General features: G+C 71.6%; 21 protein-coding genes and 1 tRNA gene. 10 read left to right on the top strand and 12 right to left on the bottom strand.

The window, feature by feature from the left end; translation table 11 throughout:
• Nucleotides 1–2 precede the first annotated feature (2 nt).
• The gene (locus tag DEJ17_RS13220; RefSeq protein WP_110894586.1) at nucleotides 3–884 is read right to left on the bottom strand and encodes a hypothetical protein; all 882 of its coding nucleotides are present in this window, start codon (nucleotides 882–884) and stop codon (nucleotides 3–5) included.
• Nucleotides 884–1528, bottom strand: coding sequence for a SatD family protein (locus DEJ17_RS13215; protein WP_110894584.1), 645 nt, complete (start codon nucleotides 1526–1528; stop codon nucleotides 884–886). The genes DEJ17_RS13220 and DEJ17_RS13215 overlap by 1 nt, the downstream gene beginning before the upstream one ends.
• A gap of 85 nt (nucleotides 1529–1613) precedes the next feature.
• Here DEJ17_RS13215 and DEJ17_RS13210 point away from each other — a divergent pair.
• A tRNA-Val gene (locus DEJ17_RS13210) sits at nucleotides 1614–1686 on the top strand.
• A 16-nt stretch (nucleotides 1687–1702) separates the two neighbouring features.
• Here the strand turns inward: DEJ17_RS13210 and DEJ17_RS13205 are convergent.
• The gene (locus DEJ17_RS13205; protein WP_110894582.1) at nucleotides 1703–2629 is read right to left on the bottom strand and encodes a helix-turn-helix transcriptional regulator; all 927 of its coding nucleotides are present in this window, start codon (nucleotides 2627–2629) and stop codon (nucleotides 1703–1705) included.
• A gap of 106 nt (nucleotides 2630–2735) precedes the next feature.
• Between DEJ17_RS13205 and DEJ17_RS13200 the strand changes: the two genes are divergently transcribed.
• From DEJ17_RS13200 to DEJ17_RS13190, 3 genes are all read left to right on the top strand, one after another.
• A complete protein-coding gene (locus DEJ17_RS13200; protein ID WP_110894580.1) occupies nucleotides 2736–3707 on the top strand; it encodes an SDR family NAD(P)-dependent oxidoreductase in 972 nt (323 codons plus the stop codon).
• A 1289-nt stretch (nucleotides 3708–4996) separates the two neighbouring features.
• Nucleotides 4997–5533: an AAA family ATPase gene (locus DEJ17_RS13195; RefSeq protein WP_110894577.1), complete on the top strand. Its 537-nt coding sequence runs from the start codon at nucleotides 4997–4999 to the stop codon at nucleotides 5531–5533.
• 311 nt (nucleotides 5534–5844) lie between these two features.
• On the top strand, nucleotides 5845–6087 hold the full coding sequence (locus DEJ17_RS13190) for a hypothetical protein (RefSeq protein ID WP_110894575.1): 243 nt from the start codon (nucleotides 5845–5847) through the stop codon (nucleotides 6085–6087).
• Nucleotides 6088–6134: 47 nt separating this feature from the next.
• Here the strand turns inward: DEJ17_RS13190 and DEJ17_RS13185 are convergent, their stop codons facing one another.
• Nucleotides 6135–7010, bottom strand: coding sequence for an oxidoreductase (locus DEJ17_RS13185; protein WP_110894573.1), 876 nt, complete (start codon nucleotides 7008–7010; stop codon nucleotides 6135–6137).
• An 85-nt stretch (nucleotides 7011–7095) separates the two neighbouring features.
• Here DEJ17_RS13185 and DEJ17_RS13180 point away from each other — a divergent pair, with 85 nt between their 5' ends.
• Nucleotides 7096–7542, top strand: coding sequence for a helix-turn-helix domain-containing protein (locus DEJ17_RS13180; protein WP_258366812.1), 447 nt, complete (start codon nucleotides 7096–7098; stop codon nucleotides 7540–7542).
• Between the two features lie 149 nt (nucleotides 7543–7691).
• On the opposite strand, the gene DEJ17_RS13175 is transcribed toward DEJ17_RS13180, so the two are convergent.
• Nucleotides 7692–8201 carry a hypothetical protein gene (locus DEJ17_RS13175; RefSeq protein WP_146239721.1) on the bottom strand — a complete coding sequence of 170 codons (510 nt, stop codon included), beginning with the start codon at nucleotides 8199–8201 and terminating at the stop codon, nucleotides 7692–7694.
• A 158-nt stretch (nucleotides 8202–8359) separates the two neighbouring features.
• On the opposite strand from DEJ17_RS13175, the gene DEJ17_RS13170 reads away from it, so the two are divergent.
• A complete protein-coding gene (locus DEJ17_RS13170; RefSeq protein ID WP_258366811.1) occupies nucleotides 8360–8740 on the top strand; it encodes a tRNA-dihydrouridine synthase in 381 nt (126 codons plus the stop codon).
• Nucleotides 8740–10044, top strand: coding sequence for a glutathionylspermidine synthase family protein (locus DEJ17_RS13165; protein WP_110894567.1), 1305 nt, complete (start codon nucleotides 8740–8742; stop codon nucleotides 10042–10044). Before DEJ17_RS13170 ends, DEJ17_RS13165 begins: the two co-directional genes overlap by 1 nt.
• A gap of 173 nt (nucleotides 10045–10217) precedes the next feature.
• Here DEJ17_RS13165 and DEJ17_RS13155 read toward each other — a convergent pair whose 3' ends face one another.
• From DEJ17_RS13155 to DEJ17_RS13140, 4 genes are all read right to left on the bottom strand, one after another.
• Complete coding sequence (locus DEJ17_RS13155; protein WP_110894565.1) at nucleotides 10218–10610, bottom strand: hypothetical protein; 393 nt, start codon at nucleotides 10608–10610, stop codon at nucleotides 10218–10220.
• Nucleotides 10607–11179, bottom strand: coding sequence for a TetR/AcrR family transcriptional regulator (locus tag DEJ17_RS13150; RefSeq protein WP_110894563.1), 573 nt, complete (start codon nucleotides 11177–11179; stop codon nucleotides 10607–10609). Before DEJ17_RS13150 ends, DEJ17_RS13155 begins: the two co-directional genes overlap by 4 nt.
• Complete coding sequence (locus DEJ17_RS13145; RefSeq protein ID WP_110894561.1) at nucleotides 11172–12020, bottom strand: alpha/beta fold hydrolase; 849 nt, start codon at nucleotides 12018–12020, stop codon at nucleotides 11172–11174. Before DEJ17_RS13145 ends, DEJ17_RS13150 begins: the two co-directional genes overlap by 8 nt.
• Nucleotides 12021–12158: 138 nt before the next feature.
• On the bottom strand, nucleotides 12159–12698 hold the full coding sequence (locus DEJ17_RS13140) for a cyclophilin-like fold protein (RefSeq protein WP_110894559.1): 540 nt from the start codon (nucleotides 12696–12698) through the stop codon (nucleotides 12159–12161).
• A gap of 125 nt (nucleotides 12699–12823) precedes the next feature.
• On the opposite strand from DEJ17_RS13140, the gene DEJ17_RS13135 reads away from it, so the two are divergent.
• Both DEJ17_RS13135 and DEJ17_RS13130 read left to right on the top strand, forming a co-directional pair.
• Nucleotides 12824–14023, top strand: a complete 1200-nt coding sequence (locus DEJ17_RS13135) for an MFS transporter (protein ID WP_258366810.1) — start codon at nucleotides 12824–12826, stop codon at nucleotides 14021–14023.
• A 50-nt stretch (nucleotides 14024–14073) separates the two neighbouring features.
• Nucleotides 14074–14649, top strand: coding sequence for a GrpB family protein (locus DEJ17_RS13130; RefSeq protein ID WP_110894625.1), 576 nt, complete (start codon nucleotides 14074–14076; stop codon nucleotides 14647–14649).
• Nucleotides 14650–14668: 19 nt separating this feature from the next.
• On the opposite strand, the gene DEJ17_RS13125 is transcribed toward DEJ17_RS13130, so the two are convergent.
• Together DEJ17_RS13125 and chrA are read right to left on the bottom strand one after the other, a co-directional pair.
• Nucleotides 14669–15064, bottom strand: a complete 396-nt coding sequence (locus DEJ17_RS13125; protein ID WP_110894555.1) for an arsenate reductase ArsC — start codon at nucleotides 15062–15064, stop codon at nucleotides 14669–14671.
• Between the two features lie 14 nt (nucleotides 15065–15078).
• Nucleotides 15079–16284, bottom strand: a complete 1206-nt coding sequence (chrA, locus tag DEJ17_RS13120; RefSeq protein ID WP_110894553.1) for a chromate efflux transporter — start codon at nucleotides 16282–16284, stop codon at nucleotides 15079–15081.
• Between the two features lie 45 nt (nucleotides 16285–16329).
• On the opposite strand from chrA, the gene DEJ17_RS13115 reads away from it, so the two are divergent.
• Nucleotides 16330–16998 (top strand): ArsR family transcriptional regulator, encoded by a 669-nt coding sequence (locus tag DEJ17_RS13115; RefSeq protein WP_110894551.1) that lies wholly within the window; start codon nucleotides 16330–16332, stop codon nucleotides 16996–16998.
• 443 nt (nucleotides 16999–17441) lie between these two features.
• Here the strand turns inward: DEJ17_RS13115 and DEJ17_RS17840 are convergent.
• A partial coding sequence (locus DEJ17_RS17840; protein ID WP_375342574.1) for a hypothetical protein occupies nucleotides 17442–17684 on the bottom strand: 243 nt, incomplete at its 5' end.

Genomic DNA, 17684 nt, shown 5'->3' with positions numbered 1-17684 from the left:
CGTCAGCCCAGTGCCAGCAACCAGCACATGCCGGCGGCCGCGAAGGCCATCGCCCAGCTCACCAGGCTGCCGATCAGGAAGTACTCGGCCTGGTACCCGGTCGTCTCGCGGCGGATCTCGGGGAACCGGACGATCCCCTTCGCGGCGATCAGCGCAGCCACGACGGGGAAGGCGCCAGCCAACGAGAACCCGGCCAGCAGGAGGCGCTCGATCGGGCCGATCATCCGTCCGCCCTTGAGGGTGACCGTGCGGTCCGTGTCCGTGTCCGTGTCCGTTTCTGCGTCTGCGTTCCCGTCGACTCCGCGTGCCCGGGTGGTGCGGCGCCAGCCGAAGCGCTTCCGGCGGGTCGGCTCGGCCGCCACCGCACCGGGCCGTGCGTCGGGCGACAGCCCCGGCGGCAGCGCCTGGGCGACGACCACGTTGGCCGAGTCGACCAGGAACAGTGCGGAGCCGATGCCGGCGACGAGCGCCGCGAGCGGCACCGCTCCGACGAACGCCTGGCCGGCGTCACGGTGCCAGTCGACCACGAACCCGGACGCGGCAGCCGGTGCCCAGAGCAGCAGCACAGCGACGGCGACGGCGAGCAGGACCGCCGGCCAGGACCCGGAGCGGCGGAGCCAGGGGAATGCCCGATCGCGACCGCCGGGTGCACCCCCGGACCGCACGGGGATCGTGGTCGCGACCCACAGGGTTGCGAGCACGACCGTGACCAGCACCGACCAGACGCCGAGGCCGAGGCCGAGCACCGCCACAGCCGTCACGGCGACCCAGAGCAGGACGATCACCGTGGTGGTCAGCACGCGCCGTGGTGCCGCGTCGGTCCCGGTCCGCGCGCGCACGACGTCGGCGAGCCCGACGAGGGTGAGGAGGACACCGGCGAGCATCAGCGGCCCCCGTCCCCGAGGATGCGCAGGCCCTCGACCACGGCGGCGACGCCCGACTTCTGCACGGACTGGGACACCGCCGACGGGGTGATCCCCTCGTCGGCGGCGATCTGCGCCTGCGTCCGGCCCTGCACCAGGCCGAGTGCGATCCGGCGCGCCCGGGGTGCGAGCCGCGAGACGACGTGGTCGCGACCGAGGAAGTAGGCGTTCACGAGTCGCTCCGTCGTTCCGTGGCGGTCGTCGGCGTCGTGGTACCAGGACCGCAGGAACGCGGTCCGGCCGTCCTCGCGCCGGTGGGTCTCGTTGATGGCGTCCCGCGCCGACCACCAGCCCGGACCGTCCTGCAGCGGCCCGGCGCCGCCGGTGCCGATCGTCCGGACCTGCCCCCGGCCGATGCCGAGGCGGATCTGCACGGTCGGGGGGAGTGCGAGCGTCGCGGCCGTCGTCGCCACGAGGGCGTCGGTGAGCGTGCCGTAGATGACCTGGAACTCGTCGCCGACGGTGGCGCGCAGGGGATCGAGCGCGGTGACGTCAGCGGTACTGTCGAACGCGCGCTCCACGTCGTGCTGGGCTGCGGAGCGGTCCTCGAGCGTGCGGGAGTCGACCAGGTCGACGATCACGGCGATCACGGGCTCGGACTGCATGGGTTAAGCGTAGAGCTTCATATCGTCGAAAGTAAGTCTGGGGCTAAACCTCGTCCGCTGCCGTGACGCTCTAGGATCGTCGTGAGGGCCTTTAGCTCAGCTGGTAGAGCGCCACGTTTACACCGTGGATGTCGTCGGTTCGATCCCGGCAGGGCCCACCGAGAGGACCCGGGTTCAGCGCGTGGCCGGTCCGCCACCGGGACCGGCCGAAGATCCGTCAGTCGCTGAGGGGGCACGGCCGGTCGGCTTCGAGGTCGCCGCCGGCTCGTTGATCCTCGATGTGCTTGCCGTACCCGTGGACAGCAGGATCAGCGCGCGCGCCGTTGCCGAGCCGGCCTCGCAGCCGTAGACGACGAGCTGCAGGCCGGGTGACCCCTGGACGGCGAAGGTGTGGGCGTCGAACTCCAGCCGCCCGACCTCCCCGTGCTCGAACCGCTTCGCGGTGGTCGTCTTGCGCTGTACCCGTTGCGTGCTCCACCGTTCGGCGAACTCCGGGCTGGCGTCGTTCACTTCCGCGACGAGACGAAGGAGGCGCGGGTCGCTCCCGAACTCCGCGCTCGCCGCCCGCAGGCTCGCGACGGTTGCGTCGGCGGCGCGGGCCCAGTCGGCGTGGAAGTGCCGCGCCGTCGGGTCGAGGAAGGTCATCCGCACGAGGTTGTCGAAGCGTTCGAAGGGCGCGTACACCGCACGGGCCAGGGCGTTCGCGGCGAGGACCTCGTGCGCGGGGTCGATCACGAACGCGGGGTGTGTCGACCACGAGTCGAGCAGCTGCCCGAGAGCCGGCGTCACCGACGTCGCCACGCGGGGGACTCGCGGCGAAGCAACCAGCCCTGCCAACGAGAACAGGTGGTCGCGCTCGTCGCCCTCGAGTTCGAGCCCGTCGGCGATGCCCTCGAGCACGGCGGCGCCGGGACTCACCTCCCGCCCTTGCTCGAGGCGCGTGTAGTAGTCGACGCTGAGGCCGCCCAGCACGGCGAGTTCTTCGCGGCGGAGCCCGGGCACGCGGCGGACACCTCCGCCTGGCAGTCCGAGCGACTCCGGGGCGAGGCGGCCGCGGACCGCGCGCAGGTACGCGGCGAGGGTGAGGTCGTCGGCGGGCATGGGCACGGGACCAGGGTAGGTGGCAGGAGCTCCGCCTCCCTGGTCCTGCCGCACCCCGGCAGGGCAGGGCGATGGTCGGAGGCTGCACGGCGTCGAGGCTGGGAGCATGGACACCAGCAGCGCACCCCAGCCCGTTCACCCCTACCTCGGCCTCTGGGTCACCGCCGATGGCCGCATCCGCCACGAGCTGCGGCCCGACGGCCGCTACGTGGAGGCCCGAGGTGACCGTGAGGCGGCCTACGTGGGCACCTACGAGGTCGACGGAGACCACATCGACTACCGAGACGACACCGGCTTCACCGCGGACGGCGACTTCAGGGACGACGTCCTGCACCACGCGGGCATGGTGCTGCACCGACGGAAGGTCGTCCTCGTGACGGGCGCCTCGAGTGGCATCGGTCGCGCGACGGCGATCCGCCTCGCCGCGGCCGGCCACCCCGTCGTGCTCGGGGCCCGGCGCACCGACCGGCTCGACGAACTCGTCACCGAGATCGAGGGGGCGGGCGGTACGGCGATGGCAGTGCCGCTCGACGTCACCGCCCTCGCCTCGGTGCAGGAGTTCGCGGCTGCTGCCCGGGCACGCTTCGGGCGGATCGACGTGCTCGTCGCGAACGCCGGCGTGATGCCGTTGTCGCCCCTTGCCGCAGGCCTCGTCGACGAGTGGGACAGGATGATCGACGTCAACGTCCGCGGCCTCCTCCACAGCATCGCGGCGACACTGCCCACCATGCTCGCGCAGGGCACGGGCCACGTCGTGACGATCGCGTCCGTCGGCGCCTACGACGTCTCGCCCACGGCTGCCGTCTACTGCGGGACGAAGTTTGCAGCACGGGCGATCACCGAGGGGCTGCGTCAGGAGTCACCGCGTGGAATCCGTGTCACCACCGTGTCGCCCGGAGTCACCGAGTCCGAGCTCGCCGCAACGATCACCGACGCCTCCGCCGCCGCCGCGATGGTCGGCTACCGTGTCGAGTCGATCTCTGCCGACGCGATCGCCCGCGCCGTCTCCTACGCGGTGGCCGAGCGACCCGACGTCGACGTGAACGAGATCGTCGTGCGGCCTGCGGCCCAGCGTTGAGTTGCTCCGCAGTGTCGCAGCGAGCCGTCAGGCTCGGCCCGACGCGTGGCTGTCACTCCGAGAGGGCCATGTCTCGATCGGCGATCGTCATCGAACGCGAGAGGCTCTGCCTGCCCGGGAGGTCAGATTGATCGCGGCGAGAGCAAGGACGACCGCTGCGGCTGCGGCAAGCCGCCCACCTGCCGCGCGGCCAGCGCCAACTCGTACTGCCGTTTCGTCAGGACCAAATCGGCGCCCTCGGGGGTGGGCCAGAAGAACACCGGCGCAACCTGGCCGGCCCGGGCGGTCGCTACGACACAGACCACGATTGCTACAGCGCTCAGTGCGATGAGGGCGATCGCCCTCCGGCTTGGGGCTGTTCGACGCGTCATGGGACGGTAGCGGTACGCCGCCGTGGCCCCAGCACCGTTCGACGGGGCTGCGGCTCGTCCAACGTTCGGTAGCCGATCGTTCAGCGGTCGTCTCCCGGAGCATCTGCTGATCGCGGGGCCGTGAGGTGCTGTCTGCGGAGGACAGTTCCGACCGTCTCGCCATCACCGGGGTCACACCGAACACCAGTCTGTGTTCGCCTCCGCGAGATGCGGGTACACCCGCAGCATCTGGGTCGGGACGACCTCCCAGGACCCGCGGTCCCACAGTCGGTACATCTCCCCACCAGCGGCGACGAACTCAGGTGATGCACCGGGCTCTTCAATGGGTTGGCCGGAACGCACTCTGGACGTTTCGCCAGACCGAACGAGCTCTTCCCGCTGCTCGTCGGTGAGCGCGCGGACGGCGCCCGGCGAGCCAATCGATGACCCGTGTCATGTCGGCTCTGCTGGGTCCGCTACCGCGATGGTCATCGACGAGCGCGCTGTAGATCGCCCACGGCCGGACGAGCCACGGGACGGCGAACGCTCCGTCACCGCGGGCGGCGATGCGCCGGGCTGTGTCTGCGGCGTCGACGATCTCCCGGAGCAGGTACTGCTCGCACTCGGCGAAGTCGTGCCGTTGACGCCGTCAGAGGTGCGGGTACGGCACAGTCGCCCGGCCTGGCGTCGTTGCGTGCGGTTGCGGTACAGCGTTGACCCGCGTCCACCATCGGAGCAGCCGACCACCAGTCGTCGCGTCGCTCATGTTTCCCCTCCTACGTCCCCCAGCAAACGGCGAGGTCTCGAATTCTCCCGGGAGTCGAGCACGAAAGGACAGCGTCGGTGTGCATTCGATCGGCCTCGTCCCGATGAGCGATACGCCATGGGTCAACGTCGACGAGGGGTGGTCACCGGTGTGGGCCCTGCGACACTCTCCAGATGGACCTCGACGACCTCGGCCAGCGGATCTGCGTTCTGGGGCCATCGAACAGCGGCAAGTCGACCCTCGCGGCAGCCATCGGCCGAGCCCGGTCGCTCCCTGTGATCCACCTCGACCAGTACCGCCACCTGCCCGGAACACAATGGTTCGAGCGCCCGGACACCGATTTCGAGCGCATGCACAACGAGGCAGTGAACACCGAGCAGTGGGTCATCGAGGGCAACTACTCGCGCTGGCTGCCCGGCCGGTTACAGCGAGCGACCGGTCTGGTGCTCCTGGATGCCTCGACGGTAGCAAGCATCGGCCGGTACCTCCGTCGCAGTCTTTTCGAGCCCGAGCGCGTTGGGAGCTTGGACGGTACTCGTGACCGTATCCGCATCGAGATGGTCCGGTTCCTGCTCGGACCCGCCAGGAAGAGCCGTCTCCGGTATCGACACGCCTTCGACGAGTTCGATCGGCCGAAAGTGCTCCTGCCGGACCGTGCGGCCTTGGAGGAGTACTACCGCCGCAACGGCTTGACTCGGCACAGTGGATGACCGCTGACCCGTCTGGTAGCCGATCGGTTGTCGAGAGGGCGAGAGACCGCAGGTGCGGGTTGAACGGTGAGGTGTTCTCCCTGTTCCCGACTCGATGACCAGGGCGCTCTCGAGTGCGTAGGGCCATCCCGCCCTGCAGCTCGTCCGGGTCGTCGGCTTCGCGCGCGCTCCACACCGCCGCGTCGTCCTGTGGGAAGAGGCCGACCGCTCGGTGCGCCACCGCTGCGTCCTCGACGGATCGCATCCGGCGGCAGGGAATCGCCGAGCCCTCGACTGAGTCCGGTGCGGAGAGGAGCGGTAGCGTCACCCCCATGACCGAGACGAAGCAGCGCACCCTGCTCGAACGGCTGATCGGCAAACCCCTTTCGTGGCTCGCCTGGGCGTGGGTGGTCCTCGCTCTCATCTGGCTCGTCCTCGCCATCGTCGAACCGTCCGGCTTCCACACCTTCATGGCCATCGTCTGGATCGTCCTCGCCGCCCTGCAACTCGCGTCGGTGTCCTTCGCCCGCAGGCAGGAACGGAACCGTGCTCGGAACGCGGCCGAGGACTCGTAGCCGACCCGGTGCCGGACGCCGCGCGAGCGAACGCCCGGCACCGCGGATCACCCTGCGATCTGGTCGAGCTCCCGCACGTCGTCCTCAGACAGCGTGATCGCCGCACCGGCGATGTTCTCGCGCAGGTGCGCCACCGAGGACGTGCCCGGGATGAGCAGCACGTTCGGGGAGCGCTGCAGCAACCAGGCGAGCGCGACGGACATCGACGTCGCTCCGAGCCGGGCGGCGACGCGTGCGAGTGCCTCGGACTGCAGCGGCGCGAAGCCGCCGAGGGGGAAGAACGGGATGTAGGCGATGCCGTCGGACGCGAGCCGGTCGATGAGTTCGTCGTCCTGGCGGTTCGCCAGGTTGTAGCCGTTCTGCACCGACACGATCGGGGCGATCGTCCGCGCCTCGGCGATCTGGTCGGCAGTCGCGTTGCTCATGCCGAGGTGCCGGATCACCCCCTGCTGCTGCAGGTCGACCAGCGTTTCGAAGGCCTCGGTGATCCGTTCCTCCACGGGTCCCTGCGCGTCACCTGCTCGCAGGTGCACGAGGTCGAGCACGTCGACCCCGAGGGTGTCGAGGTTGTCGTCGATCTGCGCACGGATCTCGTCCGGCTTCCGGGCGGCCGGCCAGCCGCCCTGCGCGTCCCGTCGTCCGCCCGCCTTGGTCGCGATGAGCAGGTCGGACCGGTAGGGGTGCAAGGCCTCGCGGATCAGGTCGTTCACGACCCGTGGGCCGTACGTCTCGGAGGTGTCGACGTGGGTGATGCCGCTGGCGACTGCTTCGCGGAGGACCGCGATCGCGCCGTCGCGGTCCTTCGGCGGGCCGACGACCCAGGGGCCGGCGAGTTGCATCGCGCCGTACCCGAACCGGCTGACGACGCGATCGCCGAGTGTCCAGGTGCCGCCGGGGAGTCCCGCGGTGGTGGTGTTGGTCATGGGGTGCCCTTCACGGTCTTGTGGATCTGCGGTACGTGATCCACTCTGGGCAAGCTGCTTCCTGATGGGAAGGAGTTACCCAGAAGTGCGTAGGTACCCGGAGGACGCCATGGCGACGATGACCGCAGCGGAGAAGAAGGCCACGGCGAAGGCGGAGTACAACGCGTTCCTCGCGGCGTGCCCCAGTCAGCAGCTTCTCGGCAGGGTCTCCGGAAAGTGGGTCACCCTGGTGCTGTCCGCACTCGGGAGCGGTCCCGACTGCGACGGCGACCCGCGCCCGATGCGGTACTCCGAGCTTGCGCGGGTGCTCGCCGGGGTGAGCCCGAAGATGCTGACGCAGACACTCCGGTCTCTCGAGCGCGACGGCCTCGTCGCACGGACCGCGGTCGCGACGGTCCCCGTGTCCGTGACCTACGAGCTCACCGGACTCGGACTGTCGCTGCACGAGACCGTCCGCCAGCTCAAGCGCTGGTCAGAGGCGCACCGTGACGACGTCGCCGCCCACCAGGCACGGTTCGACGCCACCGAGTGACCCCTCGTCACGTGGCGTCCGTGACGGAACAGAAGACGGACTGGAGGCTCGGTGCCAGCTGGCACCGGGCCTCCAGTCCGTTTCGTGTCGACCCCAGGACGCTGGCCGGCTCGCGCAGCCCGACCGCCTGTCCGGCCGGGCCGGGGCAGTCAACGATCGAGGACGGCGCGCTGCTGGTCGTACTGCTGGCGGGTCCGGTGCCCGCCCATCTTGCGGACGACTGCGCCCGAGGGGTCACGCGTGATGCGCCACCAGATCGCGGTGCAGAGCGCGTCGACCGGTAAGGCCGTGCCGAGTCCGACCAGGAGCTGCCGGCCGAGGTCAGTACGCCACGGCAGCCCCGAGACCTCGAGCGCGGTGAAGACGAGCGCGGTGACGACGAGCGTGATCGGGCTGAGCCAGAGCTTGCGCACCCTTCGCTGCCGGGCGGCGTCGAGTTCGTCCAGCCGGGCGAGCGGCAGCGTCGACCCGATGTGCTCACGGGGGTCGCCACCGACGATGACCGCAGCGGGAGCCGTCGCGGATCCCGGTTCGGTCCCCGCTGCGGGTCGCCACACCACGTCGTCCAGGAACTCGACCTCGTCGTCGATGCGGAACCAGCCGCCTTCGAAGCCGTCGGCAGCGGCGTCGGGATCGGCTCGGGGCGTGGGCGTGGTCACGTCGGTCATCCTGGCAGCATCCGGGCGCGCATCGGCACCGCCGCTTCGGGGGGCCGGTGCTGCACGTCGTGCGCTGGATGGTGCTGATCGGCGCGTACCTGGCGCGTGGAGTTCGCGCCGACGCGGACACCGGTTCGTCGGGAGTACTGTTCCCCTTCGTGAGTGTTCGTCGCCGTGCTTCCCGTGTCGTCTCCATCGGGGTGGTCGCAGCCCTGGCAGCGTCGTTGACCGGGTGCGGCGAGGGAGCCGGCGTCGACAGCGACTACGCGAAGATCTGCCGCGACAACGCGACCGAGAAGCGGTTGCCGGACGACGACTGCAACAACCACGGCGGGCACGCCGGCTGGTACTTCCTGCCGCTCTTCGCCAACCGCGCCACCAGGGTCCCCGGCGTGGGGGACGCGGTCTCCGGCGGCACGAGCGCCCTGCCGGCCGGGAAGACCGCGAAGTCCGGCGTCTCGTCCCGCGGGAGCTCCGTCACCAAGGGTGGCTTCGGCGGAGCCGGCGGAGCCGGCGGACACGGTGGGTTCGGCGGCTGATGGAGCGCATCGAGTTCCCCGAACGTCCGGACTGGCGGCGCCGGATCCAGCAGACGGGGCTGATCTACTCGCGGTCCGTCCGGGACGACCACACGCCCGTCGAGTACTGGAACGACACCGCCGCGTACGTCTTCACGCTGCCGGAGGTCGAAGCGCTCGAGCGGCAGACCGAGGAACTGCACCGGATGTGCCTCGAAGCCGCGCGGTACCTCGCCACCGGCGCCCTCGGCACGCTGGGCCTGACACGAGAGGGGTTCGACCTCGCCGCCTGGTCGCTCGCGCGCGATGAGCCCGACCTCTACGCGCGGTTCGACCTGGCCTACGCCGGGGACGGTTCGCCCGCCAAGGTGCTCGAGTACAACGGGGACACCCCGACCGGGCTGATCGAGGCCTCGGTCACGCAGTGGCACTGGATGCAGGACCGGCTCGCCACCGGCGAACTGTCCGCCGAGACCGACCAGTGGAACGGCATCCACGAGGCGATGGTGGCGCGCTGGCGGACACTGCTGCACGAGTCCTTACGCGCCGAGGACGGTGGCCGACTGTTCGTGGCGCACTCCGACCTCGACACGGCGGGCGAGGACTGGGACACGGTCGCCTACATGCGCGACCTGGCGGGGGAGGCCGGGTGGGAGCACACCGGCATCGAGATGAAGGACATCGGCTGGCACGCGACGGCCCGTCAGTTCGTCGGCGACCAGGAGCCCATCGGTTCGTCGCGGAGCGTGTTCACGCTGCCCGGGGACGAGCCTGGGACCCAGTACCCGGTGATCCGCAACCTCTTCAAGCTGTACCCGTGGGAGGACCTCGTCTCCGGGGACGACCGGGCGCAGGGCGACCAGGAGTTCGGCACCTTCCTGGTCAGGGACCGCGGACGGCTCGGCCGCTGGTACGAGCCGGCGTGGAAGATGTTCCTGTCGAACAAGCTGCTGCTCGTCGCGCTCTGGCGGCTGTTCCCCGGCCACCCGAACCTGCTGCCGGCCTTCGCGGACGGTCCGAACGGCATGCGCGACTTCGTCGTGAAGCCCGTGTTCGGGCGCGAGGGCGACGGTATCGCGGTCCACCGGGCCGACGGCTCGGTCACGACGAACGGTCGCGAGTACCGGCGCGCCGGCACCGGGGCCGAACGCGTGTGGCAGCAGTACCACGAGCTCCCGGACTTCCCGGGGTCGAACGGGCACAACCACCCGGTGCTCGGGTCGTGGGTCGTCGGCGGCGAGTCCTTCGGTGTCGGCATCCGTGAGTCCGACGGGCCGATCACGGACTACTGGTGCCGGTTCGCCCCGAACATCATCGCGGTCTGACGCCGGTCAGTTGACGATCTCGCCGCGTTCCTCGGGCGGGAGTGCGACGAGCCGTTCCCGCCATCGGCGCAACGCCTCCGGGGTGAGCCGCGTCCAGTCGGTCTCCTCGCCGACCACGCGGAGCGGGAGGGCGCTTCGGCCTGCTGCTGTCAGGACGACAGCCGACGAACGGCTCAGCGCCCGCGGCCGACCAGAGCCCGCCACCGCGGCTGTTCCGAGACGACGACGGCGGTGCAGAGGACCGTGACGGCGATCGCGACCGCCGTCGGCCACACGACCCAGGCCGCGGCGACCGCCCCCACCAGGTGCGCGAGGACCGACCCGATCGTCACCGCTCCGGGTGCCGCGACGGGCGGGTCGCCGCCGGGGCGATCGCCCGGGGTGCCGAAGACCGCGGGCGGCACGACGAGGACCAGGACGGCGGCGATCGCGAGCACCGGCGAGTGGGGCCAGAGCGCCCACGGCACGGCCACCCACGCGACGAGCTCGGCCAGGAACCGCAGGCCGCCACGGAGCGGGTCGTGACCGACGGGCCTCGACGGGCGCGCCGCCGTGGACACGGTCACGGTGTCGTCGCGGCACGGAAGCCACGATCCAGGAAGTCGACCATCCACGCAGCACTCGCATCGACGTCCGTGTCCATCTGGAACCCGCCCGACGCCTCGATCGTGGCGAACCCGTGCAGGACGCTGCGGAGCACCCGGAGCGCGTGGACTTCGTCGGCCGGGTCGAGCGGGTAGTCGCGGAGCGCCGCGGCGAAGGACGCCAGGGTGCGGCCGAGTGCGACCGCCAGGGGGTCCTCGGCGCCGGCCGGCCGGGTGCTGACGGCCGCCTGGTACCGCGCCGGGTGCTCCTGGACGCTCCGGCGCACGGTCTGCACCGCCGCCTCGAGGGCACTGCGACCGCTGCGCCCCTGCATGGCGTCGCGGAGCGCGTCGCCGAGCTCGTTCGCGCCGAGGATCGCGATCCGGCGGGTGAGGTCGCCGAGTCCGTCGACGTGCTTGTACAGCGACGGCGCCTTCACCCCGAGGCGATCGGCGACGACGCTCATGCTCAGCTGGGCCAGGCCGATCTCGTCGGCCAGCGTCGCCGCGGCCTCGGTGACGGTCGCCGGGTCGAGCCCCGCCCTAGGCAACGGGACCTGCGACGGGCAGCGTGCGAGCGAGGAACGGCAGCAGCAGGGTGAGGACCTCAGCCGGTGTCTCGGTGTGGGGGTAGTGGCCGGCGCCGTCGATCACGGCGAGTTCCCCGAGGCCGTCCGGCAGGTCGGCGAGGATCCGCTCGCCCTCGGCGCGGGGCACGGCCCAGTCCGGATCGGCACTGCCCTCGACGACCAGCACGGGGCACTGGACGGCGCCCAGCTGCTCGCCGGCGTCGGCGGGTGAGGTGCGGGTCATGGCACGGAGGACCGCCATCCGCTCCGGTTGCCGCAGGGTCGTCTCGATGCGGCTGCGCTCCGTCGCCCAGTCGGCGGGTTTGGTGGGGATCGCGATGTCGAGGTACGCGAGCCAGCCGGGCAGGCTGCCGCTCGTCATGACCCGCGCGAGCTGGACGGTGCCGGCGCGGTGTCGGCGGTTGCGCAGGAGTCCGCCCAGGTCGACGGACTGCTTGCGCGTGAACGGCGCCAGTTCGACGATGCCCGCGACCAGGTCCGGGGCGGTCGCCGCGGCGATCGTCGCCGCACCGCCGCTGATGGACTGCCCGACGACCACGGCCGGGCCACCGAGGTGACGGGCGACCGCGACGAGGTCGCGTGCGATGTCGGCGCGCTCGTAGCCGGCCCACCCGGTGCTCGAGTCGCCGCACCCGCGGAGGTCGACGTTCGCCACCCGGTAACCGGCTGCGACGAGCTCCGGCACGACGAAGCGGTAGGCGTGACGGCTGTCGCCCATGCCGTGGGCGAGGACCACGAGCGGCCCTGTCCCCGAGAGGTCGTAGGCGATCGTGCCGCCCTCGGTGTCCAGGTGTTCGAGCATGACGTGGCTCCTTCGGCTACGGGGAGTAACTCACAGGCTAATACTCGTAGCCAAGAAGTCAAGACCACCTCGTGGACGGGAAGGTGCCGGTCCCGATCACGGTGTTCTTGTCCAGAAGGGCAGGCGGCCGGACGCGCGTCAGTCGCGGACTCGGATGGTCGCGGCGCCGGATGGCAGGTCGCGCGCCGCTCCGACGTCGTCGACGGTGCCGATCGGCACGATCCCCGGGAAGCTGCCGACGTCCGCGTAGTACAGGACGATCGACTGGTCCGGCACGTAGTAGGCGATGGTGCCCGCCGGCGCATCGCTCGTGCTCGGGGCGCCGGTGGTGTCGAGCGGCGCAGGGAGCCGAGCGATCTGCTCCTGGCCGCCGTAGTCGGCGAACGTCAGCGTCACTGGCAGCTGGGCGGCCAGCGCGCGCGCCGTCGCACTGCCGGTCAACCGGCCGGTCAGGGTCTCGCCGTCGAGCTCGATGGTGATGTGCACGGGGTCGGCCTCCGTCGGGGTGGCGATCGTGGGAGCTGCGGACGCAGACGCAGTCGAAGCCGCAGCTGCCGACGCAGGTGACTCCGCGCGCTCGACGCCGCTGCACCCGGCGAGCGCCCCCACCACCAGGGCGAGCGGGCCCAGCGCGACCAGCGGACCCAGGGGGGTCCGGCGTCTGGTGCGGATGTGCATCGGGGCTCCCTTCGTTCGTGGACACCACCATCGAAGCCCCACCACCACCCACGCAGTGAGGCTCCGGCGAAACGGGGTCCTGCAGAACCTCCCTGTCCGCCGGACGATGCCCCTACCGTCGGTCCGTGACCACGACGACCTCCGACCTCCCCACGACCGACCGGGCGACCGACGGCCGACTGCCCTGGTTCCCGCTCGCCCTGCTCGCCGCGATCGGGTTCCTCCTCGTCGCCATGGAGACGATGCCGGCCGGGCTGCTGCCGGCGATCGCCGACGGGATGGGCACGAGCGAGGGCACGGTCGGCTTGTTCGTCAGCGCGTACGCGATGGGGACGGTCGTCGCCACGGTCCCGGCGATCGCCCTGACCCGCCGGTTCCGCCGCAAGCCGCTCATCGTCGCCGCCATCGCCGTGCTGCTCGTCGCGAACACCCTGACCGCGTTCGCGCCGAACGTCGCGGTCGCGCTGGTCACCCGGTTCGTCGCGGGGGCGATGTCGGGGACGATCTGGGGGATGTTCGCCACCTACGCCCGGCGGATCAGCCCGGCCCGTTTCGCCGGGGTGTCCCTGGCGATCGTCTCGACCGGTGCACCGGTGGGGTTCGCGCTCGGCACCCCGATCGGGTCGTTCATCGGCAACGCCCTGGGCTGGCGGTCGTCGTTCATCGGCCTGAGCCTGGTCGGCGTGGTGGCCCTGGCACTGATCGTGCTGTTCGTGCCGGACGCCCCGGGGCAGACGAGCGCCGCGAAGCTGTCCGTCGTGAAGGTGTTCCGGATCCGTGGCATCGTGGTCATCCTCGCCGTGATCGCCACGTGGATGGTGGCGCACAACACGATCTACACGTACATCTCGCCGTTCCTGCGGGCGACCGGCACGGACCTGAGCGCGGGCCTGGTGCTCCTGGTCTACGGGATCGCCGCGATCCTCGGCGTCGTCGTCACGGGTGCCCTGCTCGACCGGCACCCCCGACCCCTGCTGCACGGCAGCGCCGGCCTGTTCGTCCTGGCCGGCGTGGTCCTGCTCGTCGGGCACACGTCCCCGGTCGCGGTCCTGGTGGCCGCGGGCCTGTGGGGCATCGGCTTCGGCGGTTCGTCGACGCAGCTGCAGGCTGCCCTGACGACCGCCGGGGGTGAGGACGCCGACGTCGCGAGCGCGTTCCTGCCGGTCGCGTTCAACATCGCGATCTTCGCGGCCGGCCTGTTCGGAGCCGCCCTGCTGACGGCCTTCGACGGGCTCGTGCTCGCCGTGGTGATGATCGTGTTCGGGTCGGTCGCGGCGCTGCTCACCGTCATCGGTCGCGGATCGGCGTTCCCGGCCAAGCTCTGATGCGACCGACCGCGACCGCGACCGCGGACGCGGGATGCGATCATGTCCGGGTGCACCACGACGAGGACCACCCCCGCCCGGACGTCACGACCGTCGAGGTCATCGGTGGCCCCGAACCGGTCACCGTGACGCTGCACCCCGCCGACAGCAGGTGGGCTGCGGTCTTCGAGGACCACCGGCGACGCATCCTGGAGGCCCTCCCCGGCTCCGGCGCGCGCGCCCCGGTCGTCGAGCACATCGGCTCCACGGCCGTCCCCGGCCTGGCCGCGAAACCGATCGTCGACATCGTGGTCGCCGTCGCGGACATCACCGCCGAGGCCACGTACCTCGACCAGCTCCTCGCGGCCGGGTACGAGCTCCGCGTCCGCGAACCGGGCCACCGCCTGGTCCGGACGCCGGCCCGTGACGTCCACGTGCACGTCTACGAGCGGGGCGCGCCGGCGGTCGACGAGTACCTGCTCCTCCGTGACCACCTGCGCGTCGACGCCTGTGACCGGGCGCTGTACGAACGGACGAAGCGGGAGCTGCTCGGCCGGAGTTGGGACGACATGAACGCCTACGCCGACGCGAAGACGGCCGTCATCACCGCGATCAAGGAGCGGGCGCGTCGGAACCGCGCGTCCTGAGACGCAGGGTCGCCGCCGGTCAGGAGATCGCCAGCCCCGCCATGAGGTGCTGCACCCGCGCGCGCACGTCGTCGCGGATCGGCCGGACGGCGTCGAGGTCGAGGCCCGCGGGGTCGGTGAGCTCCCAGTCCTCGTAGCGCTTGCCCGGGAACACCGGACAGGCGTCTCCGCACCCCATCGTGATCACGACGTCGGCGGCTCGCACTGCGTCGGTGCTCAGCAGGGCCGGCTGCTCGCTCCGGATGTCGATGTCCTCCTCGAGCATCGCCGCGACGACCACGGGGTTGAGCTGCTCGGCCGGTTCGGAGCCGGCGCTTCGGACGTCGACGCGGCCACCGGCCAGGTGCTGCAGGAACGCGGCGGCCATCTGGGAACGGCCGGCGTTGTGGACGCAGACGAACAGGACGGTGGGCATGCGAGGTGCTTCGATCAGAGGACGACGGCGCCGAGCAGTCCGGCTCCGATGACGACGGCCCACGGGGGAGCGGACCAGCGGGTGAGGGCGATGAAGGCCGCCACGGCGAGCGCGAGTGCGGGTGCCGAGCGGATCCCCCCGGTGATGACCGGGTCCCAGAGCGCTGCGGCGAGGAGCCCGACGACTCCCGCGTTCACGCCGGCCAGGACGCGCCGGGCCCACGGCAGGGCACGGAGCACGTGCCAGAACGGCAGCGCGCCGATCACCAGCAACGCCGCCGGCAGGAAGACCGCGACGAGTGCGACCGCAGCGCCGAGGAACTCGCTCGGACTGCCGTCGGCCACGGCACCGAGGTAGGCGGCGAAGGTGAACAGCGGTCCGGGCACGGCCTGTGCGGCGCCGTACCCGGCCAGGAAGTCGGCGTGCCCCACCAGGTGCGTGGCCACGGTCTGTGACTCGAGCAGCGGCAGGACGACGTGGCCGCCGCCGAACACCAGGCAGCCCGCCTGCGCGAAGACACCGAACAGGCGCACGGCGCCGGTGCCGCTCGCGGCGATGGGCGCTGCCACGAGCAGGACGGCGAACGCGACGAGCGCCGACACCGCGAGCCAGCGGGGGAGCCGCACGGCGACCCCGCTGACGGCGACGTCCTCGGCCGGGCCGACCACCCGGCCCAGCCACAGCGCGCCGACCACGCCGCACGCCGCGATGACCGTGACCTGCGCGGCCGGGCCGGGGACGAGCAGGACCACGATCGCGGCGGCGGCCGCGATGGTCGCCCGACGGCGGTCCGGTGTCAGCGAGCGCGCCATGCCGAGCACCGCCTGCGCCACCACCGCGGCGGCGGCGGCCTGCAGCCCGAGCAGCCACCCGGCGCCGGCCAGGTCGGGCGTGCCGGACACCAGCAGGGCGAACGCGACGAGCAGCACCGCGGACGGCAGGGTGAAGCCGCACCACGCCGCGAGGAGCCCGAGCAGGCCGGCGCGCTGCAGCCCGAGTGCCATGCCGACCTGGCTCGACGCGGGTCCTGGCAGGAACTGGCACAGCGCGACGAGGTCGGCGTAGGCGTCGTCCCGCAGCCAGCGGCGACGCACCACGAAGGCCTCGCGGAAGTACCCGAGGTGCGCGACCGGCCCGCCGAACGAGGTCAGCCCGAGCCGCAGGAACACCAGGAACACCGATGCCGCGGACGACCGCAGGGGCTCGGGGGTCGTCGTCACCCGCTCATCTTGACGACGGCAGATGGTTCAGTCAACATTGAAGCGATGAACTCCCGGCGGCAGGACCTCGAGCGGCGTGCGGCGCAGCACGCGGCCCTCGGCGACGTCGCCCGCCTGGCGATCGTCGACCTGCTCGCCGCGTCCGACGCCAGCCCGAGCGAGGTGCGGGCCGCCCTCGGGCTCTCCGGGCCGCTCCTGGCGCACCACCTGCGCGTCCTCGAGCAGGCCGGTCTGGTCTCGCGACGCCGCTCCGACGGCGACGGGCGACGCAGCTACCTGCACCTCGAGCCGAGCGGTGTCCCGCACGGTTCGGCAGCGGTGCCGGGTCCGGTGTCCCGCGTGCTGTTCGTCTGCACCGGCAACTCCGCGCGCTCCCCGCTGGCCGCGGGCGTTTGGGCGCAGGTCAGCGAGATCGGCTCGCTGTCGGGCGGGACGCGTCCCGCGGCCGCCATCGCACCCGCGGCGGTCGCCGTCGGGGAACGCCACGGCCTGGACCTCGGCGACCACGTCCCGCGTGCGTTCCACGACCTCGCAGCCGACGGGGACCTCGTCGTCACGGTCTGTGACCGCGCGCACGAGTCGATCGACGACGGTGACAGCCTGCACTGGTCGCTGCCGAACCCCTCGCGCGTCGGCACGCCGGACGCGTACGAGGCGACCTACGCGGACCTGAAGTCCCGCGCCACCGCGCTCGCTGCGCGCCTCGCCGCCTGACACGGCCCCACGAACGGAACGCCCCGATGAGATCCCCCCTCCTCATCGGGGCGTTCTCCTTGCTCCGCCGACTGCGGTCGTTGTCCGGTTCAGGCGGATCCTGTGCACGTCTGAGCCGTGGTCGTCGTACAGTCTCCGGAAGCTACCCCGCCGGACCCTACCGGCGGGTGCCCGACCCCCCGTTACCGGGCTGGCCTCGTCAAGACCACCGCGTCGAACCCGACGGCGTCGTAGCGCGAGGACGTCTGCTCCTGACCCGAACTCGTGGCAGACGTCCTCGCACCTTCCCACCATCGTCGAGGGATCAGCGCAGGTCCCCGATCACGGGGACCGTGCAGGCCATGGACCCACGAGCAGCACCGGCGGCGGCGACAGGTACCACGTGGACGTGGAAGTGGCCGACCAGCCCGAGGGCTGATCGGCCACGGCACGGTGTCCGACGACTAGCGATCGGAGGCCTCGACGACGCAGCTCTCGACCTGCTGTGCGGCGTCGGAGTCGTCGGCGAACGGCGTCGGCGCGTCCGACGTGGTGGTCGTCTCGTCCGCCACCGCCTGCTTGGCGACGTCGTTCACGGCGTACAGCGGACCGTCGAAGTCGTCGGAAGTGGGATCGGCGGTGGTCGCCCAGATGGTGACCTCGTCGTCGTTGGAGTCGTTGCTGTCCGCGGGGACGATCGCGGCGCC

This window comes from Curtobacterium sp. MCSS17_011, from assembly GCF_003224275.1.
Lineage (GTDB): Bacteria > Actinomycetota > Actinomycetes > Actinomycetales > Microbacteriaceae > Curtobacterium.
Note: the sequence above shows the minus strand (reverse complement) of the source record. Positions and strands in the feature narration are given on the sequence as shown.

Bases quoted from the DNA above. Each gene is read 5' to 3' on its own strand.
- DEJ17_RS13220 (WP_110894586.1), bottom strand. From the start codon at position 884: ATGCTCGCCGGTGTCCTCCTCACCCTCGTCGGGCTCGCCGACGTCGTG.
- DEJ17_RS13215 (WP_110894584.1), bottom strand. From the start codon at position 1,528: ATGCAGTCCGAGCCCGTGATCGCCGTGATCGTCGACCTGGTCGACTCC.
- DEJ17_RS13205 (WP_110894582.1), bottom strand. From the start codon at position 2,629: ATGCCCGCCGACGACCTCACCCTCGCCGCGTACCTGCGCGCGGTCCGC.
- DEJ17_RS13200 (WP_110894580.1), top strand. From the start codon at position 2,736: ATGGACACCAGCAGCGCACCCCAGCCCGTTCACCCCTACCTCGGCCTC.
- DEJ17_RS13195 (WP_110894577.1), top strand. From the start codon at position 4,997: ATGGACCTCGACGACCTCGGCCAGCGGATCTGCGTTCTGGGGCCATCG.
- DEJ17_RS13190 (WP_110894575.1), top strand. From the start codon at position 5,845: ATGACCGAGACGAAGCAGCGCACCCTGCTCGAACGGCTGATCGGCAAA.
- DEJ17_RS13185 (WP_110894573.1), bottom strand. From the start codon at position 7,010: ATGACCAACACCACCACCGCGGGACTCCCCGGCGGCACCTGGACACTC.
- DEJ17_RS13165 (WP_110894567.1), top strand. From the start codon at position 8,740: ATGGAGCGCATCGAGTTCCCCGAACGTCCGGACTGGCGGCGCCGGATC.
- DEJ17_RS13145 (WP_110894561.1), bottom strand. From the start codon at position 12,020: ATGCTCGAACACCTGGACACCGAGGGCGGCACGATCGCCTACGACCTC.
- DEJ17_RS13140 (WP_110894559.1), bottom strand. From the start codon at position 12,698: ATGCACATCCGCACCAGACGCCGGACCCCCCTGGGTCCGCTGGTCGCG.
- DEJ17_RS13125 (WP_110894555.1), bottom strand. From the start codon at position 15,064: ATGCCCACCGTCCTGTTCGTCTGCGTCCACAACGCCGGCCGTTCCCAG.
- DEJ17_RS13115 (WP_110894551.1), top strand. From the start codon at position 16,330: ATGAACTCCCGGCGGCAGGACCTCGAGCGGCGTGCGGCGCAGCACGCG.